Source organism: Amycolatopsis echigonensis (assembly GCF_014174495.1).
GTDB lineage: Bacteria > Actinomycetota > Actinomycetes > Mycobacteriales > Pseudonocardiaceae > Amycolatopsis > Amycolatopsis echigonensis.
Map to the genome: position 1 here is coordinate 1 of NZ_JACJHR010000008.1, position 23,669 is coordinate 23,669.

A 23,669-nucleotide genomic window follows, 5' to 3' on the forward strand; every position below is an offset into this window, starting at 1 on the left:
GGGGTGGTGTGGGTGCGCTGGTGAGTTGGGTGGGTCGGTGGCGGTTTGGTGGTGGGTGTGCGCGGGTTGGCGGCTGGTTGCGTGGGGTTCGCGGCTGCCGGTTGGGTGCTGGGTTTGCGGCTCGATGTGGGGTTGGGTGCGTCTGATGCAACGAAAGCCGAGTTGGGTGCTTGGCGGTAGCAGCGGCGCGGCGACGGCGGGCGGTCCGTGAAGGGGCCCTTGAGGGAATCCAATTCTGTGAGGGGGCCGCTCACGGACAGGCATGCCAGGGGAAGTCTGAGGGAATCAGAGTCCGCGAGGGCGGCCCTCACGGAGGGCGGCAGGGGCGCGGGCCTCGGGCAGAAATGAGCCAGGCCCCGCACGAAGTGGATTGGGCCACTTCGTACGGGGCCTGAAATCAGGGGCGCCGGTGGGGACACCGCGGAAGGTGGATCAGCTAGCGGCGAGCCACTTCGAGCGGCCGCCTCGGCCGGGGATCCAGCAGCCGTTCGCGGAGGCGGCTGCGGTGACCGGGGGGCGCTCGGGGAGGGCGAGGACCTCGCCCAGCACCTGGCTTGCCTCGCCGCGCGAACGCCACAGCGTGGACGTCGGGGCGAAGATGTTCTGCTCATTGCCAGGGAGGCGGGCGGCCTCGACGTCGTCCTCGGCGTTCAACCGGACGACGTCCACCACGTTGTCGTGGACTCGTACTCCGACCACGGCCTGCATCTCGCCGCTTCCGTCCGTCTGGTGGACGAACCGATAGCCGCGGGCGATCAGTTGCTGCAGGCCTCGTTCGATGTCGAAGGTGGAGCCTACGACGGCGGCCTCAGCCGAGGACATCGTCGAATTCGCCGTCCTTCGCGCCGGCGAGGAAGGCGGCCATCTCCGCACGCGTGTAGACGAGCGCCGGGCCCTCCGGGAAACGGGAGTTCCGCATCGCGATCTCGCCCGAGGTCAGCGGAGCCACTTCGACGCAGTTGCCCACCGCGCCGCTGTAGCTCGCCTTGCGCCACTGTGCGCCGGTCAGACGGTCGGCCGGAATACCGTTCTCGAACCGCTCAGCCATGATGCCACCTTCCGGGAAGGACGATGAAAAGCTCAGGAATCTGCATGTGCATCTGCCTGTGACTTCGACGCTAGCACGCGCGCATGCAGCGGTAAATGCACGTGCAGAATTTCCTGCAAATTTCTCACTGCGTGACGACACGGTTCAGTAGAAGTTCCCGGACAGGTGATTAGAGCACTACCCGAACGGGTTAATTATCACCTTGGGTCACGATATGGGCGGCCGGTTAACGCAGTGCGTTCGTGACTCGCCGCCGCTGAGTGCGGCGGGCGAATCGGGAACACTCACTGTGACAACGAGGGTCGTCGCGGGAAGAGGTCGAACCGGGTTAGGGGTAACGGGTTTCCGGACTTATGCACAGCCGGTGATGAGAATGGAGGCGGGCGTTCTCTATTGGCTGCTCGTCGCCCGGATGGTCGGGCCGGAATTCTCGGCCGGGAGAATTTCACTGCGACCTTGGCGCAGAGAGAGGCGCGCTTAGATCTCGGCCTTGCGCTTGGCGATGCGGGCGCGGCTGCGCTCGGGAGTCTCCGCGTCGACGGCCAGCAGGTCGAGCGCCCGGCCGTACTTCTCGATCTCGTCGCGCTTGTCCAGATAGTGCGCGCCGGTCAGGTACTCGACGTAGACGATGTTCGGCAGTTCCGCCTCCGCGAAGCGCAGCAGCGAGAACGCGTGCTCGGCCGACAGACCGCTGCGGCAGTACGGCAGGATCTGCACCGACACGTGCGGCAGCGTGGTGACCTCGAGCAGGTACTCCAGCTGCTGCCGGAACACCTTCGGTCCGCCGATCGGCCGGTACAGCACCGATTCGTCGAGCACCGCCCAGATGCGCGGCGCGTCCGGGCGGGCCAGCATCTTCTGCCGCCGCATGCGCAGGGCTACCAGCTGGTCCACGCGTTCGTCGGCCATTTCCGGGCGGCCGTGGCTGAAGATCGCCCGCGCGTACGGCTCGATCTGCAGCAGGCCCGACACGAACAGCGGCTCCCAGATCTGGATGCGGGACGCCGCTTCCTCCAGGCCGACAAGATCGGTGAACCACCCGGGCACCGTCTCGCCGAACTTCCGCCACCAGCCGGCTTCGTTCGACTGCTTGACCATGTCGAGGAACGCTTTGCGCTCTTCCTCGTCGGAGACTCCGTACATGGTGAGCAGGTCGGCGACGTCGCGTTCCTTGAAGCCGACGCGGCCGAGTTCCAGCCGGGAGATCTTGGATTCCGAACCGCGGATGTTGTAGCCCGCCTGCTGGCGCGTGATCCCGGCTTCCTCGCGCAACCGGCGAAGCTGCGAGCCGAGAATCATCCGGCGCGCTGTCGGGCCGAGGCTCTGCTCGCCGGCGGACACGCCTACCGCGTTCATGACCAGGGCCCTTCCATCGCCGCTCGCTCGTCCTGGGGACCGAATTCCGACCACCCAAAGTACACGCAAGGCCCTGCCCCGGACAGCGTGGCACGAGCCTCTGCTCAGGGGATTCTACGGAGTGTGTGCCTCAGAAGACACACCTGCGAGAACAATTGGCGCGGAAAATCAGATCCGCACGATCGGGAGCCAGTGCGAAAGGTCCGCGCGGCTGCCCGAGGCGGTCACGCGGGCGGCGCTGAGCGCGTCGTCCCATTCCAGGAGGCCGGTCGCCAGTTCGAGCCACGTCCGAGGATCGGTCTCGACGACGTTGGGGGGCGTGCCGCGGGTGTGGCGCGGGCCCTCGATGCACTGCACCGCGGCGTACGGAGGCACCCGGACCTCGACGGTGTGCCCGGGCGCGTCCTGGGCGAGCGTCCGCAGCGTCGCGCGCACCGCGGCGGCCAGCTCAGTGCGGGCCGGATCGGGCCCGTCACCACGCAACCAGTCCGAAACGGCCAGCACCGCCGCCCGTAACTGTGCGGGATCGACCGAACGCGAAGAGGCCATGCGACAACAGTAGAGTGACCGCGGACGGACTTTCAGGCACCCGGCACCGAGGGACGGCGATGGCGCAGCGGGACGAGGCAGATCGGATGGTTTCCCGGACCCCGGCGGGCAAACGCGCGCGCCGGAACGCGTACCCCCGCCGCGGCCCGCAAGGCAAACCCGAGATCACTCCCGAGATGCGCGCCAACGCGCGGACGAACCCGAACAGCTGGCTGTATGTCATCGACGAGGCCTTCGACGCGCGCGGTCCGGTGCCGTCGTGGGCGGTCGTCGGCGCGTACCCGGTGAACGGGACGGGAGAGGTCGTCGAGGACTTCCACCCCAACGACCGGTACCGCCCCTCCCCGAAGGCGCTCGGTTTTCCCGAGCCGCGCAACGAACTCGAGCAACTGCTGCAGATGGTCCGGACCGAACACCGGCCCCCCGAGGACCTGCCGCGCGTCATCCTCGATTCGACGCTGCTGGTCTACGCCCTGTCCCCGGTGCAGCGCACGGTCATCGGCTTCCACAACACCGACGGCCGGGTCATGGTGCCGGCGTACACGTCGAAGTCGCTGGTGCCGCGCGAATGGCCGCACGCCCGCGCGGTGCTCGGCCGCGACATCGTCGGGCTGCTCGCCGGACATCCGCTCGCGATCAACCCGCACGACCTGATCACCGCCGTCGTCCCGGCCGAGCACCTGATGAAGGCGCTGGCCGAAGAACGGCGCTGACCTGGGCAGACCACTCTGCCGAGTGATCATGATTCGCCGAAATCCGCTCACCCGGGCATCGTGACGCAGTAGAAGTACACGTGTCCGGTGAGGAGCCTTGGGTGAAGCGTCATCTGCTGCTGCGCTGGAGCGCGGTTCTCTTCGCCGGGATCACCGGCACGTCCTTGTGCGAAACGGCGCTGGCCGCCCCGAGCTACGCCGGGGCCGCCGACAACTACGCCGGTTCGCAAATCGCGAAACACGAAGGCGTGCTGGGAGCGCCGAACATCTCGTACACGACGGAAGACCAGTACCTCGGGCACGACGTCAGCGGACACCAGGGAGCGGTCGACTGGCCGGCCGCGGCGGCAGCGGGCGCGAAGTTCGTGTACGTGAAAGCGACCGAGGGCACCGGGTTCGTCAGCGGGCAATTCGCCCAGCAGTACAACGGTTCCTACCAAGTCGGGATCGTCCGCGGCGCCTACCACTTCGCGCGGCCGGACGTGTCCGACGGAGCTGCGCAGGCCAACTACTTCCTCGCGCACGGCGGCGGCTGGTCGGCCGACGGCAGGACGCTTCCGGGCGCACTCGACATGGAATACAACCCCTACGGCGAAACGTGTTACGGCAAGGACGCGAACGGGATGGTCGCGTGGATCCGCGCGTTCTCCGACACCTATCGCGCGCGCACCGGACGGCTGCCGACGATCTATACCTCGACCAGCTGGTGGAAACGCTGCACCGGAAACAACCCTTCTTTCGGAGGGAATCCGCTGTGGATCGCGCGCTACAACTCCTTCATCGGCGAACTGCCCGCGGGCTGGGGACAGCACGCCATCTGGCAGTTCTCGGACAGCGGGACCCTGCCCGGGGACCAGAACTGGCTCAACGGAACCCAGTCGGCGCTGCGCAATCTGGCATTCGGGTGAACATTCGTGACGTCGTCACGAATTAGTCATCACCGCCCGATGAAAATCACCCACCCGCCCATTCATCTTCACGGAACTTGATGACAAACGACGATTCGTCCTCAAGAATCTCCCCCGTGGCGGCTACCTGCACATAGCCGCCCTCCGCGAGGGTATCTGTGAAGGGATCGACGATGTCCACTTCCCGAAGAGGACGGCGTACCGCGCTGCTGTCCGCTCTGACCGTCCCTGTTGTCGCGCTCCTGCTCGGCGCTTCGACGGAGGCGACGGCCGCCCCGGCGGCTTCCCCGCTTTCGCCGCGGGAGATCAACGCCGTCAACGCCGACATCCAGGCGAACAACCACACCATGGGATCGCAGATCCGGCGCGTCGAGGGGGATCACTCCACCCCCGACACGAAAGCCGCCGCGCAGCAGCCGCAGCCCGCGACCGCGCTGCCGAACCAGGTGGCGGCCACCGTCGCCGGCATCGATGTCGCCAGCTACCAAGGCAACGTCGACTGGGGCAACTGGTGGGGCCAGGGCAAGCGATTCGTCTGGACCAAGGCGACCGAGAGCACGAACTACACGAACCCGTACTTCGCCCAGCAGTACAACGGTTCCTACAACCAGGGATTCATCCGCGGCGCCTACCATTTCGCCACTCCGAACACCTCCAGCGGCGCGGCACAGGCGACCTACTTCGTCGCGCACGGCGGCGGCTGGTCCGGGGACGGCAAAACGCTGCCCGGCGCGCTGGACATGGAGTACAACCCCTACGGCGCGACCTGTTACGGCTTGAGCAAATCCGCGATGACGGCGTGGATCAAGGACTTCCACGACACCTATCACGCGAAAACGGGGCGCTGGCCGGTGATCTACACGTCGACGAACTGGTGGAACCAGTGCGTCAGCGGCGATTTCTCGAGCACCGCGCCGCTGTGGGTCGCGCGGTACGCGTCCTCGGCCGGCACGCTTCCGTACAACTGGGGCTACTACACCGTGTGGCAGTACACCTCGAGCCCGCTGGACCAGGACACGTTCAACGGCGCCTACGACCGGCTGCAGGCACTCGCCAACGGCTGACCTGACGGCGCGACCGACGCGGCTCCCGGTTCTCCCCTCCTCCTGCCGGGCGGGGCGGCCGGGAGCCGCCTTTGTGCGAGCGTCGCCCGCCTTGCACAATTGCGGGCCTGGGGCGGAGACGGAACCGCCTGGGCCGGCGGGGCGTCAGACCGCGGCGCGAGTCGGTGCAGCAGGAAGGCGGAACCATGACTTACCCACCGCAGCCCGGACAGGGCGGGGACCCCTATGGCCAGGGCTGGCAGCAGCCCGGCTCGGGCGGGGTTCCGCAGCAGCCGGGGTGGGACCCCAACCAGGCTCAGCCGCAGCCGGGCTGGGACCCGAACGCCCACCAGCAGCAGCCTTACGGCGGCGCCCCGCAGCAGGGCTGGGACCCGAACGCCCAGCAGCAGTACCCGGGATATCCGCAGCAGCCATACGGCGGCACCCAGCAGTTCCCGCAGCAGGGCTGGGACCAGGGGCAATACCCCGGCGGGCCGGGCGGCGAACCGCCGAAGAACAACAAGACCGGCCTGTGGATCGGCATCGCGGTCGCGGTCGTCGTGCTCGTCGCGCTGGGCATCACCGGATTCGTCGCACCCGGCTTCTTCCTGAGCAAGGACGACAAGAGCAGCTCGCAGGCGCAGCCGCCCGCCCCGGCACCGTCCCCGTCGTCGGACGCTCCGTTGCCGAGCGACTCGTCGTCGCCGTCCACTGATTCGAGCGACGACCCCGGCACCGGCGGGTCCGGTTCGGGCGAGGCGAAGCAGGTCATCAACGACTTCATCGCCAAGCTCAACGCCAAGGACGCGGCCGGTGCGACCGCGATGGCCTGCCAGGGCACCGAGAGCATGTCGAAGAAGAGCATCGACGAGACCACCAGCGGCGACCCGCAGCTCACGCTGACCAAGGTCACCGAGGGCAGTGCCACGACGAGCGCCCGGCTCACCGGCAAGCTGTCGGGCAAGGACGCCAGCGGCACGATGGTCGTGATGAACCGCGGCGGCGGTTACTGCGTGGGGCTGTACCTGATCCTGGCGTTCTGACCCGGTGCGCTCGCCGCTGCCGTGGACGTTGATCGCGTCCGTAGTACTGCTGTGCGGGGTCGGTGGCTGGCTGCTCACCGACCCCGCGACCAGCCGCAGTGAAGCGCTGAAAACCGGCGGTCTCGCCGGTGGCGCGGTCGTGGCGCTGTATGCGTTGTGGCTCAACGATCGCCGTCGCCGCGTCGAGGAAGCGCGACAGGTGATTGAACAGCAGCGGCACGACGTCGACCGCGAGCGGATCTCCGACGAGCGGTTCGCGAAATCGGTGGAATTGCTGGGGCACGAGGCCGATCAGGTGCGGGTGGGGGCGTTGCACCCGCTGGCCGGGCTGGCGCGCACGCGACCGGAGTATCGGCAGACTGTGCTGGATGTGCTGTGTTCATACCTCCGGCGGCCGTTCACGCATGGCCGCTACGACGGTAAGGACAGCACTCCGGAGCAGGAGCGCGAACTGCAGGTGCGGCTCACCGCACAGCGGCTGGTCCGGGATCTGCTGCCACCGTCCGATGTGGACGGTCCGGGTCCGGACCTCGATCTGACCGGCGCGGTGCTGGAGTATTTCGACCTTTCCCGTCGCCGGATCGGCGGCCTGCTGCTGCGGCACGCTTCGCTGTACAGCAGCACGAACCTCAGCGGGTGCGTCTTCACCGGGCAGGCCTACTTCACCGCGGCGGGCACCGGACCGGGCCGCCTGGTGGGTCTTTTCCGTTGCCGCAACGCGACTTTTCTCGACCGGGCTTGGTTTTCCGGCACCGCGTTCTCGGAGCGGACCAATTTCTCCGACACCGCGTTCAAGGGCAGGACTACCTTCAAGGGCGCGAGTTTCGCGAAGGAAGTCCTGTTCGACGGGGCCACTTTTTCGGATTCGGCTGAAGTACAGCTGCCCGACGGCTGGAAGTTAGAACCACAGAATGGCGGCTATGTCGCGGTGCCGATCTGAGTAGCATCGAGAAACCGTGGACGTCTACGAAGCGGTGCGCTCCCGGCGGTCTGTCCGCGGCTTCCTCGGCAAGCCGGTCCCCGACGAAATCCTGACCCGAGTCCTCACCACGGCGTTGCGCGCCCCCTCCGGGGGAAACCTGCAGCCGTGGCGGGTTTATGTCCTGTCCGGCGCGAAGCTGGACGAGCTGAAATGCCTGGTCCAGCGGCGCATCGCCGAGGGCGATACCGGTGATCCGCCCCAGGTTCTGCCCTATCCGCAAGCGCTGCCTGAGCGGTACGCGCGGCGGATCGAGGAACTAGGCGTGCTGCGCTACGGCGCGGTCGGGATCGCGCGGGAGGACTACGCCGGCCGGGAGCGGGTCCGCGTCCGGAATTGGGATTGCTTCGGCGCTCCGGTCGCGCTGTTCTGCTATCTGAACGAGCACATGCTGCCGCCGCAATGGCTGGACGCGGGGGCTTTCCTGCAGACCGTGATGCTGCTGCTCCGCGCGGAGGGGCTCGACAGCTGCGCCCAGATCGCGTGGGGCCGGTACCACCGCAGCGTCACGGAGATCGCGGAACCGCCCGCCGGATATGTCCTCGGCTGCGGCATGTCGATCGGGTACGCCGATCCCGACGAACCCCGGCCCTCGATCCCGCGCGCGCCGCTGGCGGAAGTGGTCACCTTCCGGTCGTGAGTGCCGGTGCCGGTCAGCACCGGCACTCACGAGGGCTCAGTCGAACAGCGCCGGAAGCGTCTTCTCCCAGGTCTCGCGCAGTTCTTCGAGAGTGAACTCCGTGATGCCCTGGATCTCCAGCGTGCCGGAATCCGGGTCGACCACGCCGGTCTTGCGCCACGGCAGGCCGCGGGCGGTGCACATCTCGGTGAACCGCAGCTCCTCCGTGCGCGGGACCGCCACCAGCACGCGGCCGGAAGACTCCGAGAAGAGCTGCACGAACGGGTCCTGGTCGCGGTCGAGGAACACCCGGGCCCCGCACTGTCCAATGAGGACGGTTTCGGTGAGGGCCTGGGCCAGCCCGCCGTCGGCGAGGTCGTGCGCGGCGGAGATCATGCCGTCGCGCGAACCGGCCACCAGGATGTCGGCCAGCAGCTTTTCGCGGGCCAGGTCCACGCGGGGCGGGACGCCGCCGAGGTGCCCGTGCAGCTCGCGCGCCCAGGCCGAACCGTCCAGTTCGTCGTGGGTTTCGCCGAGCAGCAGCAGCGTCTCGCCCGCTTCCGCGCCGATGCCGGTCGGGATGCGGCGGGTGACGTCGTCGATCACGCCGAGCACCGCGATCACCGGGGTCGGCAGGATCGCCGTGTCACCGGTCTGGTTGAAGAAGCTGACGTTGCCGCCGGTGACCGGAATGCCCAGCTCGACGCACGCGTCGGCGAGACCGTGCACGGCCTGCTCGAACTGCCACATCACGCCCGGGTCGGTCGGGGCGCCGAAGTTGAGGCAGTCGGACACCGCGACCGGGGTGGCGCCGCCGGTGGCGACGTTCCGGTACGCCTCGGCCAGCGCGAGCTGCGCGCCGCGGTACGGGTCGAGGTAGACGAACTTCGCGTTGCAGTCGGTGGAGACCGACACGCCGCGGTTGCTCTCCTCGTCGATCCGGATCATGCCCGAGTCGGACGGCTGGGCCAGCACCGAATTGCCGCGCACGTAGCGGTCGTACTGCGAGGTCACCCATTCCTTCGACGCCTGGTTCGGCGACGCGATGAGCTTCAGGAAGTCCGCGCGCAGTTCTTCGGGCGTCGACGGACGCGGCAGCTTCGCGGAGGTGTCGGCGATCAGGCCGTCCTGGAACGCGGGGCGCTCGATCGGGCGGTCGTACACCGGGCCCTGGTGCGCGACGGTGTGCGCGGGCACGTCGACGACGACCTCGTCGTTCCACGTGATGACCAGGTGCTCGCCGTCGGTGACCTCGCCGATGTCGGTGGCGATGACGTCCCATTTGGCGCAGACCGCCATGAACGCGTCGACGTTCTCCGGCGCGACGACCGCGCACATGCGCTCCTGCGATTCGCTGGAGAGCACCTCGGCGGGCGTCATTCCGGTGGCGCGCAACGGAACCCGGTCGAGGTAGATGTGCATGCCGCCGTCACCGGCCGCGGCCAGCTCCGACGTCGCGCAGGACAGCCCTGCCCCGCCGAGATCCTGGATGCCGACGACCAGGTTTTCCTTGAACAGGTCGAGACAGCACTCGATGAGCACCTTCTCGGTGAACGGGTCGCCGACCTGCACGCTGGGCAGCTTGCGCCGCCCGGACGCGGATTCGTCGCCGGAGAAGGTGTCGCTGGCGAGCACGGACACGCCGCCGATGCCGTCGAGACCGGTGCGCGCGCCGAACAGGATGATCTTGTTGCCGGAACCGGACGCGAACGCCAGGTGCAGGTCCTCGGTGCGCATCGCGCCCACGCACAGCGCGTTGACCAGCGGGTTGCCCGCGTAGGACGGGTCGAAGACCAGCTCGCCGCCGATGTTCGGCAGGCCGAGGCAGTTGCCGTAGCCGCCGACGCCCGCGACCACGCCGGGCAGCACGCGCTTGGTGTCCGGCGCGTCGGCCGGGCCGAAGCGCAGCGCGTCCTGCACCGCGAGCGGCCGCGCGCCCATCGCCATGATGTCGCGGACGATGCCGCCGACACCGGTGGCCGCGCCCTGGTACGGCTCCACATAGGACGGATGGTTGTGGCTTTCCACCTTGAAGGTGACCGCCCAGCCGTCGCCGATGTCGACGACGCCCGCGTTCTCGCCGATGCCGGCCAGCATCTTGGCCTTCATCTCGTCGGTGGCGGTCTCGCCGAAGTAGCGCAGATGCTTCTTCGAAGACTTGTAGGAGCAGTGCTCGCTCCACATCACCGAGTACATCGCGAGCTCGGCGTCGGTGGGCCGGCGGCCGAGGATCTCCCGGATCCGCGCGTACTCGTCTTCGGCGAGGCCGAGTTCGACGTACGGCTGGCTCGTTTCCGGGGTCGCCGCGGCCACTGCGGTGGTGTCTGTGTTAACAACAGCGCTGGTCACAGTGTTTGTCCGACTGTCCGTGTCAGGGTTCGCCACAAGGCCAAGACTACGTGTAGGCCGGGTCACACCCGCAGCCGCCCGGCCTGGGTCCGCCGGGGATAAATCAGTCGCGCCGGACAGTCCCGGCGGCTTAGCGTCAGTGATCGTGCTTTCCGCCACGTACCGCTTTCCCGCCATCCGGCTTCCGGAGCACCCGACGCCGGTCCGGTATCTGCTGGCGGTCCTGCGCGCGCGGCCGGGGCTCATCCTCGCCGCGATCGTCACCGGGGCCGGCTGGTCGCTGCCGAGCGCCCTGCTGCCGCTCGTGATCGGCCGGGGCGTCGGGGCGATCGCCGCGAGCGACTCGTCCGCCCTCGTGCGCTGGGCGCTGATCGCGGGCGTGCTCGGCGTGGCGCAGGCGCTGCTCGGCACCGGACTGCACTTCGCTTCGTACGGCCTGTGGATGCACGGCGCGGGATCCACCCAACGCCTGGTCACCGACCATACGACCCGGCTCGGCGCGTCCCTGCGCGACGCGACCAGCACGGGCAACGTCGTCGCGGTCACGTCGTCGGACATGAACTGGGTCGGCAACGCGTTCGAGGTCGTCGGCCGCACGTTCGGTTCGATCGTGGCGTTCGTGGTGATCGGGATCGCGATGCTCGGCACGTCGCCGGTGCTGGGCACGGTCGCGCTGGTCGGCGTCCCGCTCGCGGTGCTCGGCATCGGTCCGCTGCTCGCGCCGCTGCAGAAGCGGAAAACCACGCAGCGGGAGAATCTGAGCGACGTGAACGCACTCGGCGCGGACATCGTGTCCGGGTTGCGCATCCTGCGCGGCGTCGGCGGCGAACGGCGGTTCCTGCGCCGGTTCCGCGAAGCCAGCCAGCTGGTGCGGCGCTCCGGCGTCGAGGTCGGGCGCAGCGAATCCTGGCTCGCCGGCGCGGAGGTGCTGCTGCCCGGGCTGGTCACGGTGGCGATCACCTGGCTGGGCGCGCGGCTCGCGCTCGACGGCACGATCGGCGTCGGCGAACTGGTGGCGTTCTACGGTCTTTCGGCGTTCCTCGTGGTGCCGGTCAGCACGGCGACCGAACAGGTCAGCTCGCTCAGCTCGGGCCTGGTCGCGGCGCGCAAGGTGTGCACGCTGCTGGCCCTGCGACCGAAGCTCGCCGACCCGGTGTCGCCGCGGCCGCTGCCGGACGGTCCGCTGGAGCTGGTGGACACCGCCAGCGGCATCCGGATCGAGCCGGGCAAGCTGACGGTCGTCGACCTCGGCGCCGAGGCGGAGGCGATCGCCGCCCGGATGAGCCGGTTCGCCGACGCGGACGCGGGCGAGCAGGTGCTGATCGGCGGGGTGCCCGCGGATCAGGTCGCGCTCGCCGAACTGCGCCGGCGGGTGGTGTACGCGCACAACCAGGACCTGTGGTTTTCCGGCGTGCTGCGTGCTCAGCTGACTCCGGAGCATCCGCGCGAGGTCGACATCTTCTCGGCCCTGCACGCGGCGGACGCCGAGGACATCATCGAGGCCCTCCCGCGCGGCGTCGACGAGCTGATCGGCGAGCGCGGCCGCGAGGTGTCCGGCGGGCAGCGGCAGCGATTGAGCCTGGCCCGCGCGCTCGCGATGGACTCCGACGTGCTGCTGCTCGACGAGCCGACGTCGGCGGTCGACGCGCACACCGAAGCCCGGATCACCCAGCGCGTCAAGGAATTGCGGGCCGGGCGGACCACGGTGGTGTTCAGTCAGAGTCCACTGTGGAGGAACGTGGCCGACGAGGTCGTGCACGGAAAGGCAGTGACGGTATGACGACGCGGCTCCCGCTGGCGTCGAAACGCGAAGTGCGACGCTGGGCGAAACGCGTAGCGGTCGAACACCGGCGCGAGTTTTCCATGGTGCTCGGCCTCTTCTGCCTGGCCACGGTGGTCGGGCTGGCCGGGCCGCAGCTGCTCGGCAGGCTCGTGGACGGCGTGGTCGAGCACGGCACGACGCTCCAGGTCGACCTGCTGGCCGTGGCGTTCGTGGTGGTGCTCGTGCTGCAGGCGTGGGCGAGGAAGGCGGCGCGGCTGCGCGGCCGGATGTTCGGCGAGCGTGTGCTGGCGGAGACCCGCGAACGGTTCGTCACGAACGCGCTCGACCTGCCGCTCGGCACCGTCGAGGCGGCCGGTACCGGCGACCTGCTCAGCCGGGCGACCAGCGACATCAACCGGCTGGACGTCGCGGTGCGGTTCGCCGCGCCGGAAATCCTGATCGCCGCGGTGACGGTGCTGTTCACGACCATCGCGATGATCGTGACGTCGCCGCTGCTCGCCTTGGCCCTGCTGGTGGCGATACCGCTGCTGGTGCCGGTGAACATCTGGTACCAGCGGAAGATCCCGACCGCGTTCGCGTGGATGCTCGACCGCTGGGGCGACCTGCAGTCGATCACCCACGAGACCGTGGAGGGCGCGCGGACCACGGAGGCGCTCAACCTCACCCAGCGGCGCATGCGCACCGGGCACCACGCGCTCGACCAGGCGACGCTCGGGGAACGCCGGATGCGAGCGCTGCAGATGCGCTGGCTTCCGTCGCTCGAGATCAGCTACGTGCTGCCGATCGCCGCTCTCCTGCTGCTGGGTTTGTTCGCCTACCGCCAGGGCTGGGCCGGGCTCGGCACGATCACGACGATGCTCGCGTACGCGCAGGCGATGACCGCTCCGCTCAGCGAGGCGATGTTCTGGCTGGAGGACCTGCAGGTCGCGGTGGCCGCGACGCGCCGGATCCTCGGCGTGCAGCCGACCGAAGCGGCGGACAAGGTCACCGACGTGCCGCGCGGGCGCGACATCGAGGTGCGCGACGTCCGGTTCGGCTACACCTCCGACCGCGAGGTGCTGCACGGCATCACGCTGAGCGTGCCGCGAGGAGAACGGCTGGCGATCGTCGGGCCGTCCGGCGCGGGCAAGTCGACGCTGGGCAGGCTGCTGGCCGGGATCTCGGCACCAACGCAGGGGTCGATCCGGGTCGGCGGCACCGAGGTGTCGACGCTCGCGGACGACGTGCTGCGCGGCGAGGTTCTGCTGCTGACGCAGGAACACCACACGTTTTCCGGGACGCTGCGGGACAACCTGGCGCTGCCTGCCCGGCGCGGCGGCGGAGACTGGACCGACGAGGAACTGATGGCCGCGCTCGCGTCCGCCGGCGCGGCGGAGTGGGCGGCCGGGCTGCCGGACGGGCTGGACACGAAGCTCGGCTCGGGCGCGTACGCGGTCCCGGCCGGTCTCGCGCAGCAACTGGCGCTGGCCCGGGTCGTCCTGGCCGATCCGCACACGCTGGTGCTGGACGAGGCGACGTCGCTGCTGGACACCGGTTCGGCGCGGGAGCTGGAACGGTCGCTGAACGCGGTGCTCGAAGGCCGCACGGTGATCGCCATCGCGCACCGGCTGCACACGGCCGCGGCGGCGGACCGGGTCGCGGTGGTCGAGGGCGGCAAGATCACCGAACTCGGCCCCCATCAGGACCTGATCGCGGCGGGCGGTCCCTACTCGCGGCTCGTGGAGGCGGCGAGCTGAAGGGCGATTCCCGGACGGCAAATCTGGCGCGGTGAAAGCTGCGGCGGAACTTTGGAGGAATCAGATTTCCCCAAATACACTACCCGCATCGAAAGGGGGAGCGGGTAGTGACTGAGAAAATGGGGGGCCGGCGGGTCCTTCTCGTAAGCTCGGCATTTCTGGCAGCCGTGGTGATCGCGGCGATCGTGGTACCGCTCGCGCTCAACAGCGGCAAGGTGCCCGGCCACGCGATCGCGGTGTCCCAGCCAGGCTCATGGCAGCTGGGATCGGACCGGATCCCGCCGTACGAGAACGGCATCGATTCCTGGGTCGTGGGCGACGAGCTGGTGCTGGTGAACGACACCTATGCGGTCGCGTACGCGCGGAGCGACGGCAAGGAACGCTGGAGAATCCCCTCCCCCTCCGGCCATTTCTGCGGGGCGAGCACCTCTGTCGTCGATAACCACATCGCCGTCGGCTATGGGGATCTCTGCTCGAGCGCGGCCGTGCTGGATGTCAACGCGGGAAAGCTGCTGTGGCAGCGGGCGATGCCCATCACCTCGTCGGGAAGCCCGTCGGAGGCGAAACTCGACGAGCACGCAGTGCTGGAGATCGTCGGCGGTTCGGTCGTGGTCGTGCACTACCAACAGCTGCTCGGGCTGGACGCGGCCACCGGCGCCGTCCGCTGGTCCGAGGTCTCGCCACCGACCGACGAGAAGGTGTACTCGAACTGCATCCCGTCGGACGGGGTGCCGCGGACCGCGGACTTCGTGCTGCTGTCCCACTGCAGCGCCAAGGACTCTGGCGAGGACTTGTACGTCGCCGTTTCCGTCGATCCCACGACCGGAAAAACCAAGCAGCACAACGAGTTTGTGAAGAGCAAGTCCTACCTCACGATGGCGTGGGTGAGCGCGTCGCCACTGGTCGCCTACCTCAGCGATGCATCGAAAGGGGTGTACGAAACTCTCGACGACTCGCTCGAACCGGTTTCCACCATCGAGGCCGGAGACGCGTTGAACGGCTTCATGGGCGACGACGGATTCGGCTACAGCCTGAGCGGGATCTCCAACGGCACGTCGCATCGACGTTCGCGATCACTCGTCACGGGCACCACGATGATCGCGCTGACAAGCCCGCAGAAGCCCAATCGCCTCGCCGCGTTCGACCTCCACACCGGTGCCAAACGCTGGGGAGCTCCGGCACCCGGCGGCGGCATTGTGGCGGCACCGCTCGCGGTGGACCACGGGCAGGTGATCGCCGTGGTCTCCGCTGGCCAGGACAGTCCTGACCAGCACATCGTCAAGTTCTCACTGGACACCGGAGCTGTGACACCCGTGCGCACGGTCTCGCTCACGGGTTCCGGCGATCGCCGCTTGGCACCGTGGTTCTGCCGCTTGTTCTGGGCGGACGGGGCCGTTTTCGGAGTCCGCGGGATCTACAGCGGGCAGTCCGCGGCGCTGGTCTTCCGGCTCGGCTGAACACGGTCATCCCAGCCCCAGTCCGTGAAGGGAACTGTGCGGGACTCAGAGTCCCGGCTGGTTCCCTTCACGGATGCGGGCACCTTAGGCTTTCACGAGCGCGTCGACCGCGCTGTAGAACAGGCCGAGGCCGTCGTCGGACGGGCCGGTGAGCGCGTCGATCGCGTGCTCCGGATGCGGCATGAGACCGACCACGCGGCCGTTCTCGCTGGTGACGCCCGCGATGTCGTTGCGGGAGCCGTTCGGGTTGCCGCCGACGTAGCGGAACACCACGCGGCCTTCCGCCTCCAGCATGTCCACAGTGGACTGTTCGGCGACGTAGCAGCCGTCGTTGTTCTTGACCGGCACCAGGATTTCCGCGCCCGCCTCGAAACGCGTGGTCCACGCGGTGGTGTTGTTGTCCACGCGCAGCCACTGGTCGCGGCACACGAAGTGCAGGCCGACGTTGCGGATCATGGCGCCGGGCAGCAGACCGGCCTCGCACAGGATCTGGAAGCCGTTGCAGATGCCGAGCACCGGCATGCCCTTGCGGGCCGCGTCGATGACCGAGGACATCACCGGCGCGTAGCGGGCGATCACGCCGGCGCGCAGGTAGTCGCCGTAGGAGAAGCCGCCGGGGACGACGACCGCGTCGACGCCCTTCAGGTCGTCGTCGGCGTGCCAGAGCGAAACCGCCTCGGCCTCGGCGTAGCGGACCGCGCGGGCGGCGTCGCCGTCGTCGAGCGTGCCGGGGAAGGTGATGACGCCGATGCGGGCGCTCACGCCTCCACCCGCCGGATCGTCCACTGCTCGATCACCGGGTTGGCGAGGAACCCCTCGGCCATCTTGGCCAGCGTCTCGTCATCGACGTCGTCGTCGACCTCGAGTTCGAAATGCCGCCCCTGGCGCACGTCGGCGACCCCGGAAAAGCCCAGCCGCGGCAGCGCGCGCGCCACCGCCTGGCCCTGCGGGTCGAGGATCTCGGGTTTGGGCATGACGTCGACAACGACTCGAGCCACGGCTGGCTGCTCCTTATTTCTGCAGGTCGTGGGTGCGGTTGAAGCGTACTTCACCAGCCTGACCGGCAGACAGACCGGTATCGAGGGGGAGACGTGAACCACCTGCCGCAGGGGCAGTTCCCGCCGCGGACCGCCGGAAGGATGATCGTGCACGTCGACGCCGAACTCGACGGGTCGGCCAGCCAGGGCGGCGCGGTGGACGGCGCGTGGACCACCTCCTTCGACCCCACTTCTGACTGATCGGTTTTCCGGGGACTTGCGCGTAGCGTGACCTGCGCCATGATGTGTCGTTGACAGGGCGTCAACACGACCGGGAGGCAGCGTGCCAGAGCAGGACTCCTTCGACTACGTGATCGTCGGCGCGGGCAGTGCGGGCTGCGTCCTGGCGAACCGGCTGAGCGAGGACCCGTCCGCGCGGGTGCTGCTGCTCGAGGCGGGCGGCGAGGACACCGCGGACGAGGTCCGGATCCCGGCGGCGTTCGCGTCGCTGTTCAAGACGAAATGGGACTGGAACTACGAGACCGTCGAGCAGAAGCACACCGGCAAGAGGGAGTACTGGCCGCGCGGCCGGATGCTCGGCGGCTGCTCGTCGATCAACGCGATGATCTACATCCGCGGCAACCGCGCCGACTACGACGGCTGGCGCGATGCGCACGGAGCAACCGGCTGGGGCTGGGACGACGTGCTGCCGTACTTCAAGCGCGCCGAGGGCAATCAGCGCTTCGGCGGTCCGCTGCACGGCACGGACGGCCCGCTGCACGTCGAGGACCGGCGGTTCACGCACGAGCTGTCGCACGCGTGGGTGGACAGCGCGGTCGCGTGGGGGCTCAAGCACACGGACGACTTCAACGGCGAATCGCAGGAGGGCGCCGGGCTCTACCAGGTCACGTGCAAGCGTGGTCGACGCTGGTCCACCGCGGACGCTTACCTGCGGCCCGCTTTGTCGCGGCCGAACCTGACGGTGCGGACGAACGCGCAGGTCACCCAGGTGGTTTTCGAGGGCACGCGAGCGGTCGGTGTGTCCTATTTGGACAAGGGAGTGCCGACGACGGTCCGCGCGGACGCTGAGGTCCTGTTGTCCGGCGGCGCGATCAACTCGCCGCAGTTGCTGATGCTGTCCGGCGTCGGACCGGCCGAGCACCTGCGCGAGCTGGGCATCGACGTGGTCGCCGCGCTGCCCGGCGTCGGCGACAACCTGCACGACCACCCGGCGGTCGGCGTGATCTGGTCGACGAAGGGCACTACGGACATCGCGGACTCCGCGACGCCGGCCGGGCTGATGCGCTACCAGCTCACCAAACGCGGCCCGCTCGCGTCGAACATCGGCGAGGCGGGGGCGTTCTACTCGACCCGCGACGGACTGGCCGCGCCGGACATGCAGATCCACGTGGCCCCGACGTTGTTCTATGACAACGGACTGCGCGAACCGACGTGCCCCGGGTTCACGTCGGCAGCCACGCTGGTCGACGTCGCGAGCCGTGGCCGGCTGCGGCTGAAGTCGGCGAATCCGTTGTGGAAGCCGGAAATCGATCCGGCGTATTACGCGGAATCGATCGACCTGGAGACGGTGAAGTCGGCGTTGCGGTCGCTGATCGAGATCGGACGGTCGGGTCCGTTGGCGAAGTTCTTGGACCGGCCGTTCCTGCCTGCGACGCATGATCTGTCGGACGAGGCGTTGACTGAGCACGTCCGGCAGAACACGCAGACGCTGTACCACCCGGTCGGCACGTGCGCGATGGGCAGCGGCGAACATGCGGTGGTGGACCCGGATTTGAAGGTGCGTGGGGTTTCGGGGCTGCGAGTGGTAGACGCCTCGGTGATGCCGGTGGTGCCGCGAGGGAACACCAACGCGCCGACGATCATGGTGGCGGAGAAGGCGGCCGATCTGATTCGTTCTCGATGACCGCTCTGTCCACCTGGCGGGACCTCCTTGCCTCCTGGGCGATTCCGGACACCGTGCGTCCTCCGGAATCGCCGTGGGTCCTTCCGCGCGAGGTGTTCCTGCGACGGGCCGACCGGCAGATCGCCGCGCCGATCGGGGCGACGCACCGGCTGGCCGCCGAGGCACTGCAGGAACCCGGCACAGTCCTCGACGTCGGCGCGGCGGCCGGGGCGGCGAGCCTGCCCCTGGTCGGCCGGTCGAACGTCACCGCCGTGACCGCGCTGGACACCGACGACGAGTTGCTCGCGGCCTTCGCCGAGCGAGCCGCGGGCGTGGAGCATCGGCTGCTGTCCGGCCGATGGCCCGATCTCGCCAAGAAAGCTGGCCAGGCAGACGTCGTGGTATGCGGAAACGTGGTCTACAACGTCCCTGACCTGGCCCCGTTCGCCGCGGCGCTCACTGCGGCGGCGCGGCGGCGGGTGGTGGTCGAGACGGCCGCGCGGCATCCGTTGACCGAGCTCAACCCGTTGTGGCAACGGTTTCACGGCATCGAGCGACCGACTGGTCCGACTGTCGAGGACTGTCTCGCGGCGCTCGCGGAAGTGGGGATCGAGCCGGAAGTCGTGGAATGGCGACGGCCGCCGGAGCCGGAATACGCGGAGTTCGCGACCACGGTGGACGTCGTCCGGCGGCGATTGTGCTTGCCTGCCGACGCGACCGGGGAGGTCGAGCGGGCGTTGCTGGAGATGGGGGTCGACCCGGAAATGCCGCCAGACCTCGGGTCTTCCGGGCGGGATCTCGTGACCCTGGTGTGGCCCGGTTCGGCTTAACGGGCGCGTTCGAAAGCAGGAACGCGGGCAGGCTGCAACGCGAAGAGCTGCCACGCGAGGAAACCTAGGGCGAGAATGAGGTAGGAGTCGCCGACGAGGTGCTGCCACGGGGTCCAGGCGAGTTCTTTCATTCCGCTGGACGGCACGAGGGTGTGCGGCGCGGCGACGAAGACCGCGACACTCGCGACCAAGGCGGCGGCCGCGCGGGGCGTGCGTACCCGGGCGGCGAGGACGAGCGTCGCGGGCACTGCCCAAACCCAGTGGTGTGACCAGGAAATCGGGGACAGGACGAGCACGGCTGTCGCGTTGACGACGAAGGCCAGTGGTCCGTCGACGCGCCGCATGACGAGCACGGTGGCGATGAGGACGAACGCGGACAGGGTCAGCCACAGCAGATCGTGGGCGTGCGGCAGCAGGGCGAGACGGTTGAGAGCGCCTTCGATGGTCTGGTTGGTCGCGTAGGGAGAGCCGCTGAAACCGTCGGCATTGGTGAGGCCGCCACCGAAGAAGTACTCGGCGGAAGCGCGCGGGGCGACCAGAAAACCGGCCAACGTGGCTGCGGCACCGACGAGAAGGGCGTTTCGGGCGGCGCGGAAGTCCTTGGCGAGCAAGAAGAACAGCAGGAAACCGGCGGGCGTCACCTTGATCGCGGCGGCCAGGCCGACGAGCACGCCGCGCGGCCAGCGGGGGTTGGGCGTGAGGCAGTCGACCGAGACCAGGGCCATCAGGACCAGGTTGATCTGCCCGAAGGAGAGCGTCGAACGCACCGGTTCGAAGGCAAGCGCCGCAACGGTGAGTGCGGACGCGGCCACTGCCGCGGTGCTGCGGTTCCAGCCCTGCCACAGACGGCGGACGGTCACGTACAGGACGGCCCAAAGCGACGCCGCCGAGACGAGGTCAATCAGCACGGACGCGACGGAGAGCGGCGGAAGCGCCAAGGCGGAGAAGAGAATCGCGGCGAACGGCGGGTAGATGAACGGCAGCATGGAACCTGCCGTGGTGGTGGGGAGAGCGCCGTAAAGGTCGCCGCCGTGGAGAACAGCGTCCGCGCCGAAGCGGTAGACCTGCAGGTCAACCGGCGTGAAGCTGCTGAGGGCAGCCGCTGCGCCCACGACAAGCACTATCGCGGCGACGACGGACAACACGGCGGGCGTCCGCCTGACCTTTCCCTGCAACCACATATGGGCGGCGATTGTAACGGCCAGCCGGACGCCAGACGGTTTGTCGATATTTGGCTGTTTTGTCGGACCCCGTCGCTACGCTCGCGCCATGAGCACTTCCCTCCGCTGCCACGCGAGCCAGCTTTCCCTTATCCGGACAAGGAAAGCCTCTCCCTGGATGAGGACAGCATCGAACCAGGCTCGGTCGTTGCCGATGCCGTTCGACCCCGGACCGGGTGATGCCCGTGCTCGAACAGGTGCGGGGCTCGGTAACCGAGTTGCGCCGCGCCGTTCCGGACGCGCAGTGGCGCGTGCACCTGCACGATTTCGATCTCCCGTGGAACGAGAGCGAGGGGTACTTCGTGCCCGGGTAAGCGGCTAGCCGACGTTCCGCAGCGCATCCCTGGTGAGGTCCGCCAGGGTCGGATAGCCGTCGACAGCCATGATCAAGTCAGCTTCAGCGAGCAAGGTACGCAGAACATGGACAACGCCGTCCTCACCAGCCAGCGACAAGCCCCACGCGTACGGGCGGCCGACGCCCACCGCGGTCGCGCCCAAAGCCAGCGCCTTGACCACGTCGGCTCCGGAGCGAACGCCGGAGTCGAACAGCACCGGGGTGCCGTCCGCGGCGTCGACCACCTCGGCCAGGCAGTCCAGCGCCGGGAGGCCGCCGTTGGCCTGCCGTCCGCCGTGGTTCGAGCAGTAGATCCCGTCGACCCCGCCGTCGATGGCGCGGCGGGCGTCCTCGGGGTGCTGGATGCCTTTGACCAGCAGCGGAAGCTTCGTCAGCGACCGCAGCCAGGGCAGGTCTTCCCAGGTCAGCGGGTTGCCGAAAAGCTGAGCCCACAGTCCGACGGCGGCCGCCGGGTCGTCCTCGGGGGCCTTGTCGAGCCGTTTCCGGAAAACCGGGTCGGTGAAGTAGTTGGCCAGGCAGTGCCCGCGCAGCTGCGGGAAGTTCGCCGTCGACAGGTCGCGCGGCCGCCATCCGGTGACCCAGGTGTCGAGCGTGACGACGATGCCGCGGAAGCCCGCTGCCTCGGCGCGTTCCACGAGCGAAGCGGCGACGTCCCGGTCGGTGGGCGTGTAGAGCTGGAAGAACCCTGGGGTGTCGCCCAGTTCCGGGACGAGCGTTTCCATCGGGTCGACGCTCAGCGTCGAAGCGACCATCGGCACGCCCGTCCGAGCGCTGGCCCGCGCGGTCGCGAGGTCGCCGTGGCCGTCCTGCGCGCACAGGCCGATCACCCCGACCGGCGCGAGGAACAGCGGCGACGGCAGCCGCATTCCGAACAGATCCACCGACAGGTCGCGTTCCTTCGCGCCGACGAACATCCGCGGGACCAGGCCCCAGCGCTCGAACGCCTCGACGTTCGCGCGCTGGGTCCGCTCGTCACCCGCACCACCGGCCACATAGGACAGTACGGACGGCGGAAGCGCTTGTGCCGCACGCGCTTCCAGTTCCGCGTACGCCATCGGCAGGTCCGGAACGCGGCCGGACAATCCGGCGAAGTAGATCTCGTGCTGGAAATCGCCGAAGGCGGGCAACAGTTCTCCTCAGCGCTTGCCGTGCAGGACGGTGATCAGCTTGGCGACCAGCGCGTCCGTGGATTCCTTGCGGGAGAAGGAAGTGAGCGTGATCGGCGCGGTGAACCGCTGCCGGGCCACCGCCTTCGGCCGGGCGAACTCGCGCAGCCCCTCGGGACCGTGGATTCGGCCGAATCCGGAATCGCCGACGCCGCCGAAGGGCAGCGACGCGATGCCGGCGAACGAAAGCGGCGCGTTCACCGAGGTCATGCCCGCGCGCAGCCGCGATGCCAGCTCGGCACCGCGCGCCCGGGAGAACACCGTGGATCCGAGGCCGTACTTGGTGGCGTTGGCCTTCTCGATCGCTTCGTCCATGTCGCGGACCTTGGCGATGGTGACCGTCGGCCCGAAGGTCTCCTCGCGCACCGCCTCGGAGTCCTCGGGGACGTCCACCAGCACGGTCGGCTGGACATAGCGGTCGCCGACGCTCTCCACGCCGCCGACCACCGCCTTCCCGCCGCGTTTCAGGGCGTCCTCGATGTGCCGACGGATCACCGACAGCTGAGACGGCATGGTGATCGGGCCGTACTGCGCGTCCTCGTCGGAGCCGGCGCGCACGTTCTTCGCCTTCTCGACGACCCGCGCGACGAACTCGTCGGCCACGCGTTCGTGCACGTAGACCCGCTCGACGCCGATGCAGGTCTGGCCGGAGTTCGAGAACGCGCCCCAGACGGTGGCGTCGGCCGCCGCTTCCAGGTCCGCGTCCGTGTCGACCAGCAGCGCGTCTTTGCCGCCGGCCTCGATCACGACCGGGGTCAGGGTGTTCGCGGCGGCGGCCATGATCTTCTTGCCGGTGGCCGCGGAGCCGGTGAACGCGATCTTGTCCACGCCGGAGCCGACCAGCGCGGCCCCGGTCTCGCCGAAACCGGTGACCAGCTGCAGCACCGGCTGCTCGGGCACGATCTCCGCGAAGGCGTCGACCAGCCATTTCCCGACGCCCGGGGTGTACTCGCTCGGCTTGAAGACGACGGCGTTGCCCGCGGCCAGCGCGTACGCGATGGAACCGAGCGGAGTGAACACCGGGTAGTTCCAAGGCCCGATCACGCCGACGACGCCGAGCGGGAGGTACTCGACGGTCGCGGCCTGGTTGGCCATCAGGAGGCCGGACGAGCGGCGGTGCTTGCCGAGCACCTTGCGGGCGTTCTTCGCCGCCCACGCGATGTGCTCGATCGCCAGCACGCTCTCGAGCTGGGCGTCCGCGATCGGCTTGCCCGTTTCGTCGCGCACGACCTGGCACAGCTGCGGGAGCCGCCGGGTCAGCACGCCCTTCCAGCGCTGGAGCCGCTCCGCGCGACCGGCGAAGCCAAGCCCGTCCCACCAGCGCGCGGCCGCCCTCGCCCGCTCGACAGCGGAGCCGACTTCCTCGGCCGTGTGCACCGGATAGGTGCCGACGACCTCGTCGGTGGCCGGGCTGAGCGAATCGAACGTCTCGCCGACGGGCGTCGGCTTCGGCTGGACCGCGGTCATCGGCGTCTCCCCGTCTCGGTGGACCCCCAGGCTACGAGGTTGCTGACACTCTGCCAACAGTTGCCCGGGCTTCCCGCCAGCATGGCATCCGGGAGCGAGCGCGGAAAGTCCTCCGACCGGGAGCCCGCGCTGGACACCAGCGTCCGGCCGGGCCTCAAGCGTAAAGTT

The 23,669-nt window shown here is 68.9% G+C and carries 24 protein-coding genes; 13 read left to right on the top strand and 11 right to left on the bottom strand.

Going from position 1 to position 23,669, the window contains the following annotated elements; all coding sequences use genetic code 11:
- Positions 1–432 precede the first annotated feature (432 nt).
- From H5411_RS07560 to H5411_RS07575, 4 genes are all read right to left on the bottom strand, one after another.
- Positions 433–822, bottom strand: a complete 390-nt coding sequence (locus tag H5411_RS07560) for a hypothetical protein (RefSeq protein WP_183123370.1) — start codon at positions 820–822, stop codon at positions 433–435.
- A complete protein-coding gene (locus H5411_RS07565; RefSeq protein ID WP_020664000.1) occupies positions 809–1,048 on the bottom strand; it encodes a DUF397 domain-containing protein in 240 nt (79 codons plus the stop codon). Before H5411_RS07565 ends, H5411_RS07560 begins: the two co-directional genes overlap by 14 nt.
- A 477-nt stretch (positions 1,049–1,525) precedes the next feature.
- Entirely contained in the window at positions 1,526–2,404 is an 879-nt protein-coding gene (locus H5411_RS07570; RefSeq protein WP_037354011.1) for a helix-turn-helix domain-containing protein, read from the bottom strand.
- Positions 2,405–2,572: 168 nt separating this feature from the next.
- Positions 2,573–2,953, bottom strand: a complete 381-nt coding sequence (locus H5411_RS07575) for a sterol carrier family protein (RefSeq protein ID WP_183123371.1) — start codon at positions 2,951–2,953, stop codon at positions 2,573–2,575.
- A 59-nt stretch (positions 2,954–3,012) separates the two neighbouring features.
- Between H5411_RS07575 and H5411_RS07580 the strand changes: the two genes are divergently transcribed.
- Positions 3,013–3,666 carry a type VII secretion system-associated protein gene (locus H5411_RS07580; RefSeq protein ID WP_183123372.1) on the top strand — a complete coding sequence of 218 codons (654 nt, stop codon included), beginning with the start codon at positions 3,013–3,015 and terminating at the stop codon, positions 3,664–3,666.
- 116 nt (positions 3,667–3,782) lie between these two features.
- The gene (locus tag H5411_RS07585) at positions 3,783–4,574 is read left to right on the top strand and encodes a lysozyme (RefSeq protein WP_220816651.1); all 792 of its coding nucleotides are present in this window, start codon (positions 3,783–3,785) and stop codon (positions 4,572–4,574) included.
- Between the two features lie 46 nt (positions 4,575–4,620).
- Here H5411_RS07585 and H5411_RS48380 read toward each other — a convergent pair whose 3' ends face one another.
- Complete coding sequence (locus H5411_RS48380; protein WP_255409789.1) at positions 4,621–4,755, bottom strand: hypothetical protein; 135 nt, start codon at positions 4,753–4,755, stop codon at positions 4,621–4,623.
- Here H5411_RS48380 and H5411_RS07590 point away from each other — a divergent pair.
- The 4 genes from H5411_RS07590 (at position 4,748) to H5411_RS07605 (ending at position 8,279) form a co-directional block, all read left to right on the top strand.
- Complete coding sequence (locus H5411_RS07590; protein WP_183123374.1) at positions 4,748–5,638, top strand: lysozyme; 891 nt, start codon at positions 4,748–4,750, stop codon at positions 5,636–5,638. The genes H5411_RS48380 and H5411_RS07590 overlap by 8 nt on opposite strands.
- A 185-nt stretch (positions 5,639–5,823) precedes the next feature.
- Positions 5,824–6,660, top strand: coding sequence for a hypothetical protein (locus H5411_RS07595; RefSeq protein WP_183123375.1), 837 nt, complete (start codon positions 5,824–5,826; stop codon positions 6,658–6,660).
- Positions 6,661–6,664: 4 nt separating this feature from the next.
- A complete protein-coding gene (locus H5411_RS07600) occupies positions 6,665–7,600 on the top strand; it encodes a pentapeptide repeat-containing protein (protein WP_183123376.1) in 936 nt (311 codons plus the stop codon).
- 16 nt (positions 7,601–7,616) lie between these two features.
- Positions 7,617–8,279, top strand: coding sequence for a nitroreductase (locus H5411_RS07605; protein ID WP_183123377.1), 663 nt, complete (start codon positions 7,617–7,619; stop codon positions 8,277–8,279).
- A gap of 36 nt (positions 8,280–8,315) precedes the next feature.
- Here the strand turns inward: H5411_RS07605 and purL are convergent, their stop codons facing one another.
- Positions 8,316–10,607, bottom strand: coding sequence for a phosphoribosylformylglycinamidine synthase subunit PurL (purL, locus tag H5411_RS07610; protein ID WP_183123378.1), 2,292 nt, complete (start codon positions 10,605–10,607; stop codon positions 8,316–8,318).
- 145 nt (positions 10,608–10,752) lie between these two features.
- On the opposite strand from purL, the gene H5411_RS07615 reads away from it, so the two are divergent.
- The 3 genes from H5411_RS07615 to H5411_RS07625 all read left to right on the top strand — a co-directional run bounded on the left by H5411_RS07615 (position 10,753) and on the right by H5411_RS07625 (position 15,583).
- Positions 10,753–12,387 carry an ABC transporter ATP-binding protein gene (locus H5411_RS07615; RefSeq protein WP_183123379.1) on the top strand — a complete coding sequence of 545 codons (1,635 nt, stop codon included), beginning with the start codon at positions 10,753–10,755 and terminating at the stop codon, positions 12,385–12,387.
- Positions 12,384–14,126: an ABC transporter ATP-binding protein gene (locus H5411_RS07620; protein WP_183123380.1), complete on the top strand. Its 1,743-nt coding sequence runs from the start codon at positions 12,384–12,386 to the stop codon at positions 14,124–14,126. Before H5411_RS07615 ends, H5411_RS07620 begins: the two co-directional genes overlap by 4 nt.
- A gap of 107 nt (positions 14,127–14,233) precedes the next feature.
- Positions 14,234–15,583, top strand: a complete 1,350-nt coding sequence (locus H5411_RS07625; protein WP_183123381.1) for an outer membrane protein assembly factor BamB family protein — start codon at positions 14,234–14,236, stop codon at positions 15,581–15,583.
- Between the two features lie 84 nt (positions 15,584–15,667).
- On the opposite strand, the gene purQ is transcribed toward H5411_RS07625, so the two are convergent.
- Positions 15,668–16,345 (bottom strand): phosphoribosylformylglycinamidine synthase subunit PurQ, encoded by a 678-nt coding sequence (gene purQ / locus H5411_RS07630; protein ID WP_101436964.1) that lies wholly within the window; start codon positions 16,343–16,345, stop codon positions 15,668–15,670.
- Complete coding sequence (gene purS / locus H5411_RS07635) at positions 16,342–16,581, bottom strand: phosphoribosylformylglycinamidine synthase subunit PurS (protein WP_037808692.1); 240 nt, start codon at positions 16,579–16,581, stop codon at positions 16,342–16,344. Before purS ends, purQ begins: the two co-directional genes overlap by 4 nt.
- Before the next feature lie 93 nt (positions 16,582–16,674).
- Between purS and H5411_RS07640 the strand changes: the two genes are divergently transcribed.
- The 3 genes from H5411_RS07640 (at position 16,675) to H5411_RS07650 (ending at position 19,293) form a co-directional block, all read left to right on the top strand.
- On the top strand, positions 16,675–16,821 hold the full coding sequence (locus tag H5411_RS07640; RefSeq protein ID WP_183123382.1) for a hypothetical protein: 147 nt from the start codon (positions 16,675–16,677) through the stop codon (positions 16,819–16,821).
- Between the two features lie 82 nt (positions 16,822–16,903).
- A complete protein-coding gene (locus H5411_RS07645; protein ID WP_183123383.1) occupies positions 16,904–18,484 on the top strand; it encodes a GMC family oxidoreductase in 1,581 nt (526 codons plus the stop codon).
- On the top strand, positions 18,481–19,293 hold the full coding sequence (locus H5411_RS07650; protein ID WP_183123384.1) for a class I SAM-dependent methyltransferase: 813 nt from the start codon (positions 18,481–18,483) through the stop codon (positions 19,291–19,293). Before H5411_RS07645 ends, H5411_RS07650 begins: the two co-directional genes overlap by 4 nt.
- Here the strand turns inward: H5411_RS07650 and H5411_RS07655 are convergent.
- On the bottom strand, positions 19,290–20,405 hold the full coding sequence (locus tag H5411_RS07655) for a glycosyltransferase 87 family protein (protein WP_312877877.1): 1,116 nt from the start codon (positions 20,403–20,405) through the stop codon (positions 19,290–19,292). The two genes, H5411_RS07650 and H5411_RS07655, sit on opposite strands and share 4 nt — an antisense overlap.
- A gap of 287 nt (positions 20,406–20,692) precedes the next feature.
- On the opposite strand from H5411_RS07655, the gene H5411_RS48385 reads away from it, so the two are divergent.
- Entirely contained in the window at positions 20,693–20,827 is a 135-nt protein-coding gene (locus H5411_RS48385) for a hypothetical protein (RefSeq protein WP_281377173.1), read from the top strand.
- Between the two features lie 4 nt (positions 20,828–20,831).
- Here the strand turns inward: H5411_RS48385 and H5411_RS07660 are convergent, their stop codons facing one another.
- Positions 20,832–21,995 carry a lactate 2-monooxygenase gene (locus H5411_RS07660; RefSeq protein ID WP_183123386.1) on the bottom strand — a complete coding sequence of 388 codons (1,164 nt, stop codon included), beginning with the start codon at positions 21,993–21,995 and terminating at the stop codon, positions 20,832–20,834.
- A 9-nt stretch (positions 21,996–22,004) separates the two neighbouring features.
- Entirely contained in the window at positions 22,005–23,501 is a 1,497-nt protein-coding gene (locus H5411_RS07665; protein WP_101436959.1) for an aldehyde dehydrogenase family protein, read from the bottom strand.
- Positions 23,502–23,669: the final 168 nt, after the last annotated feature.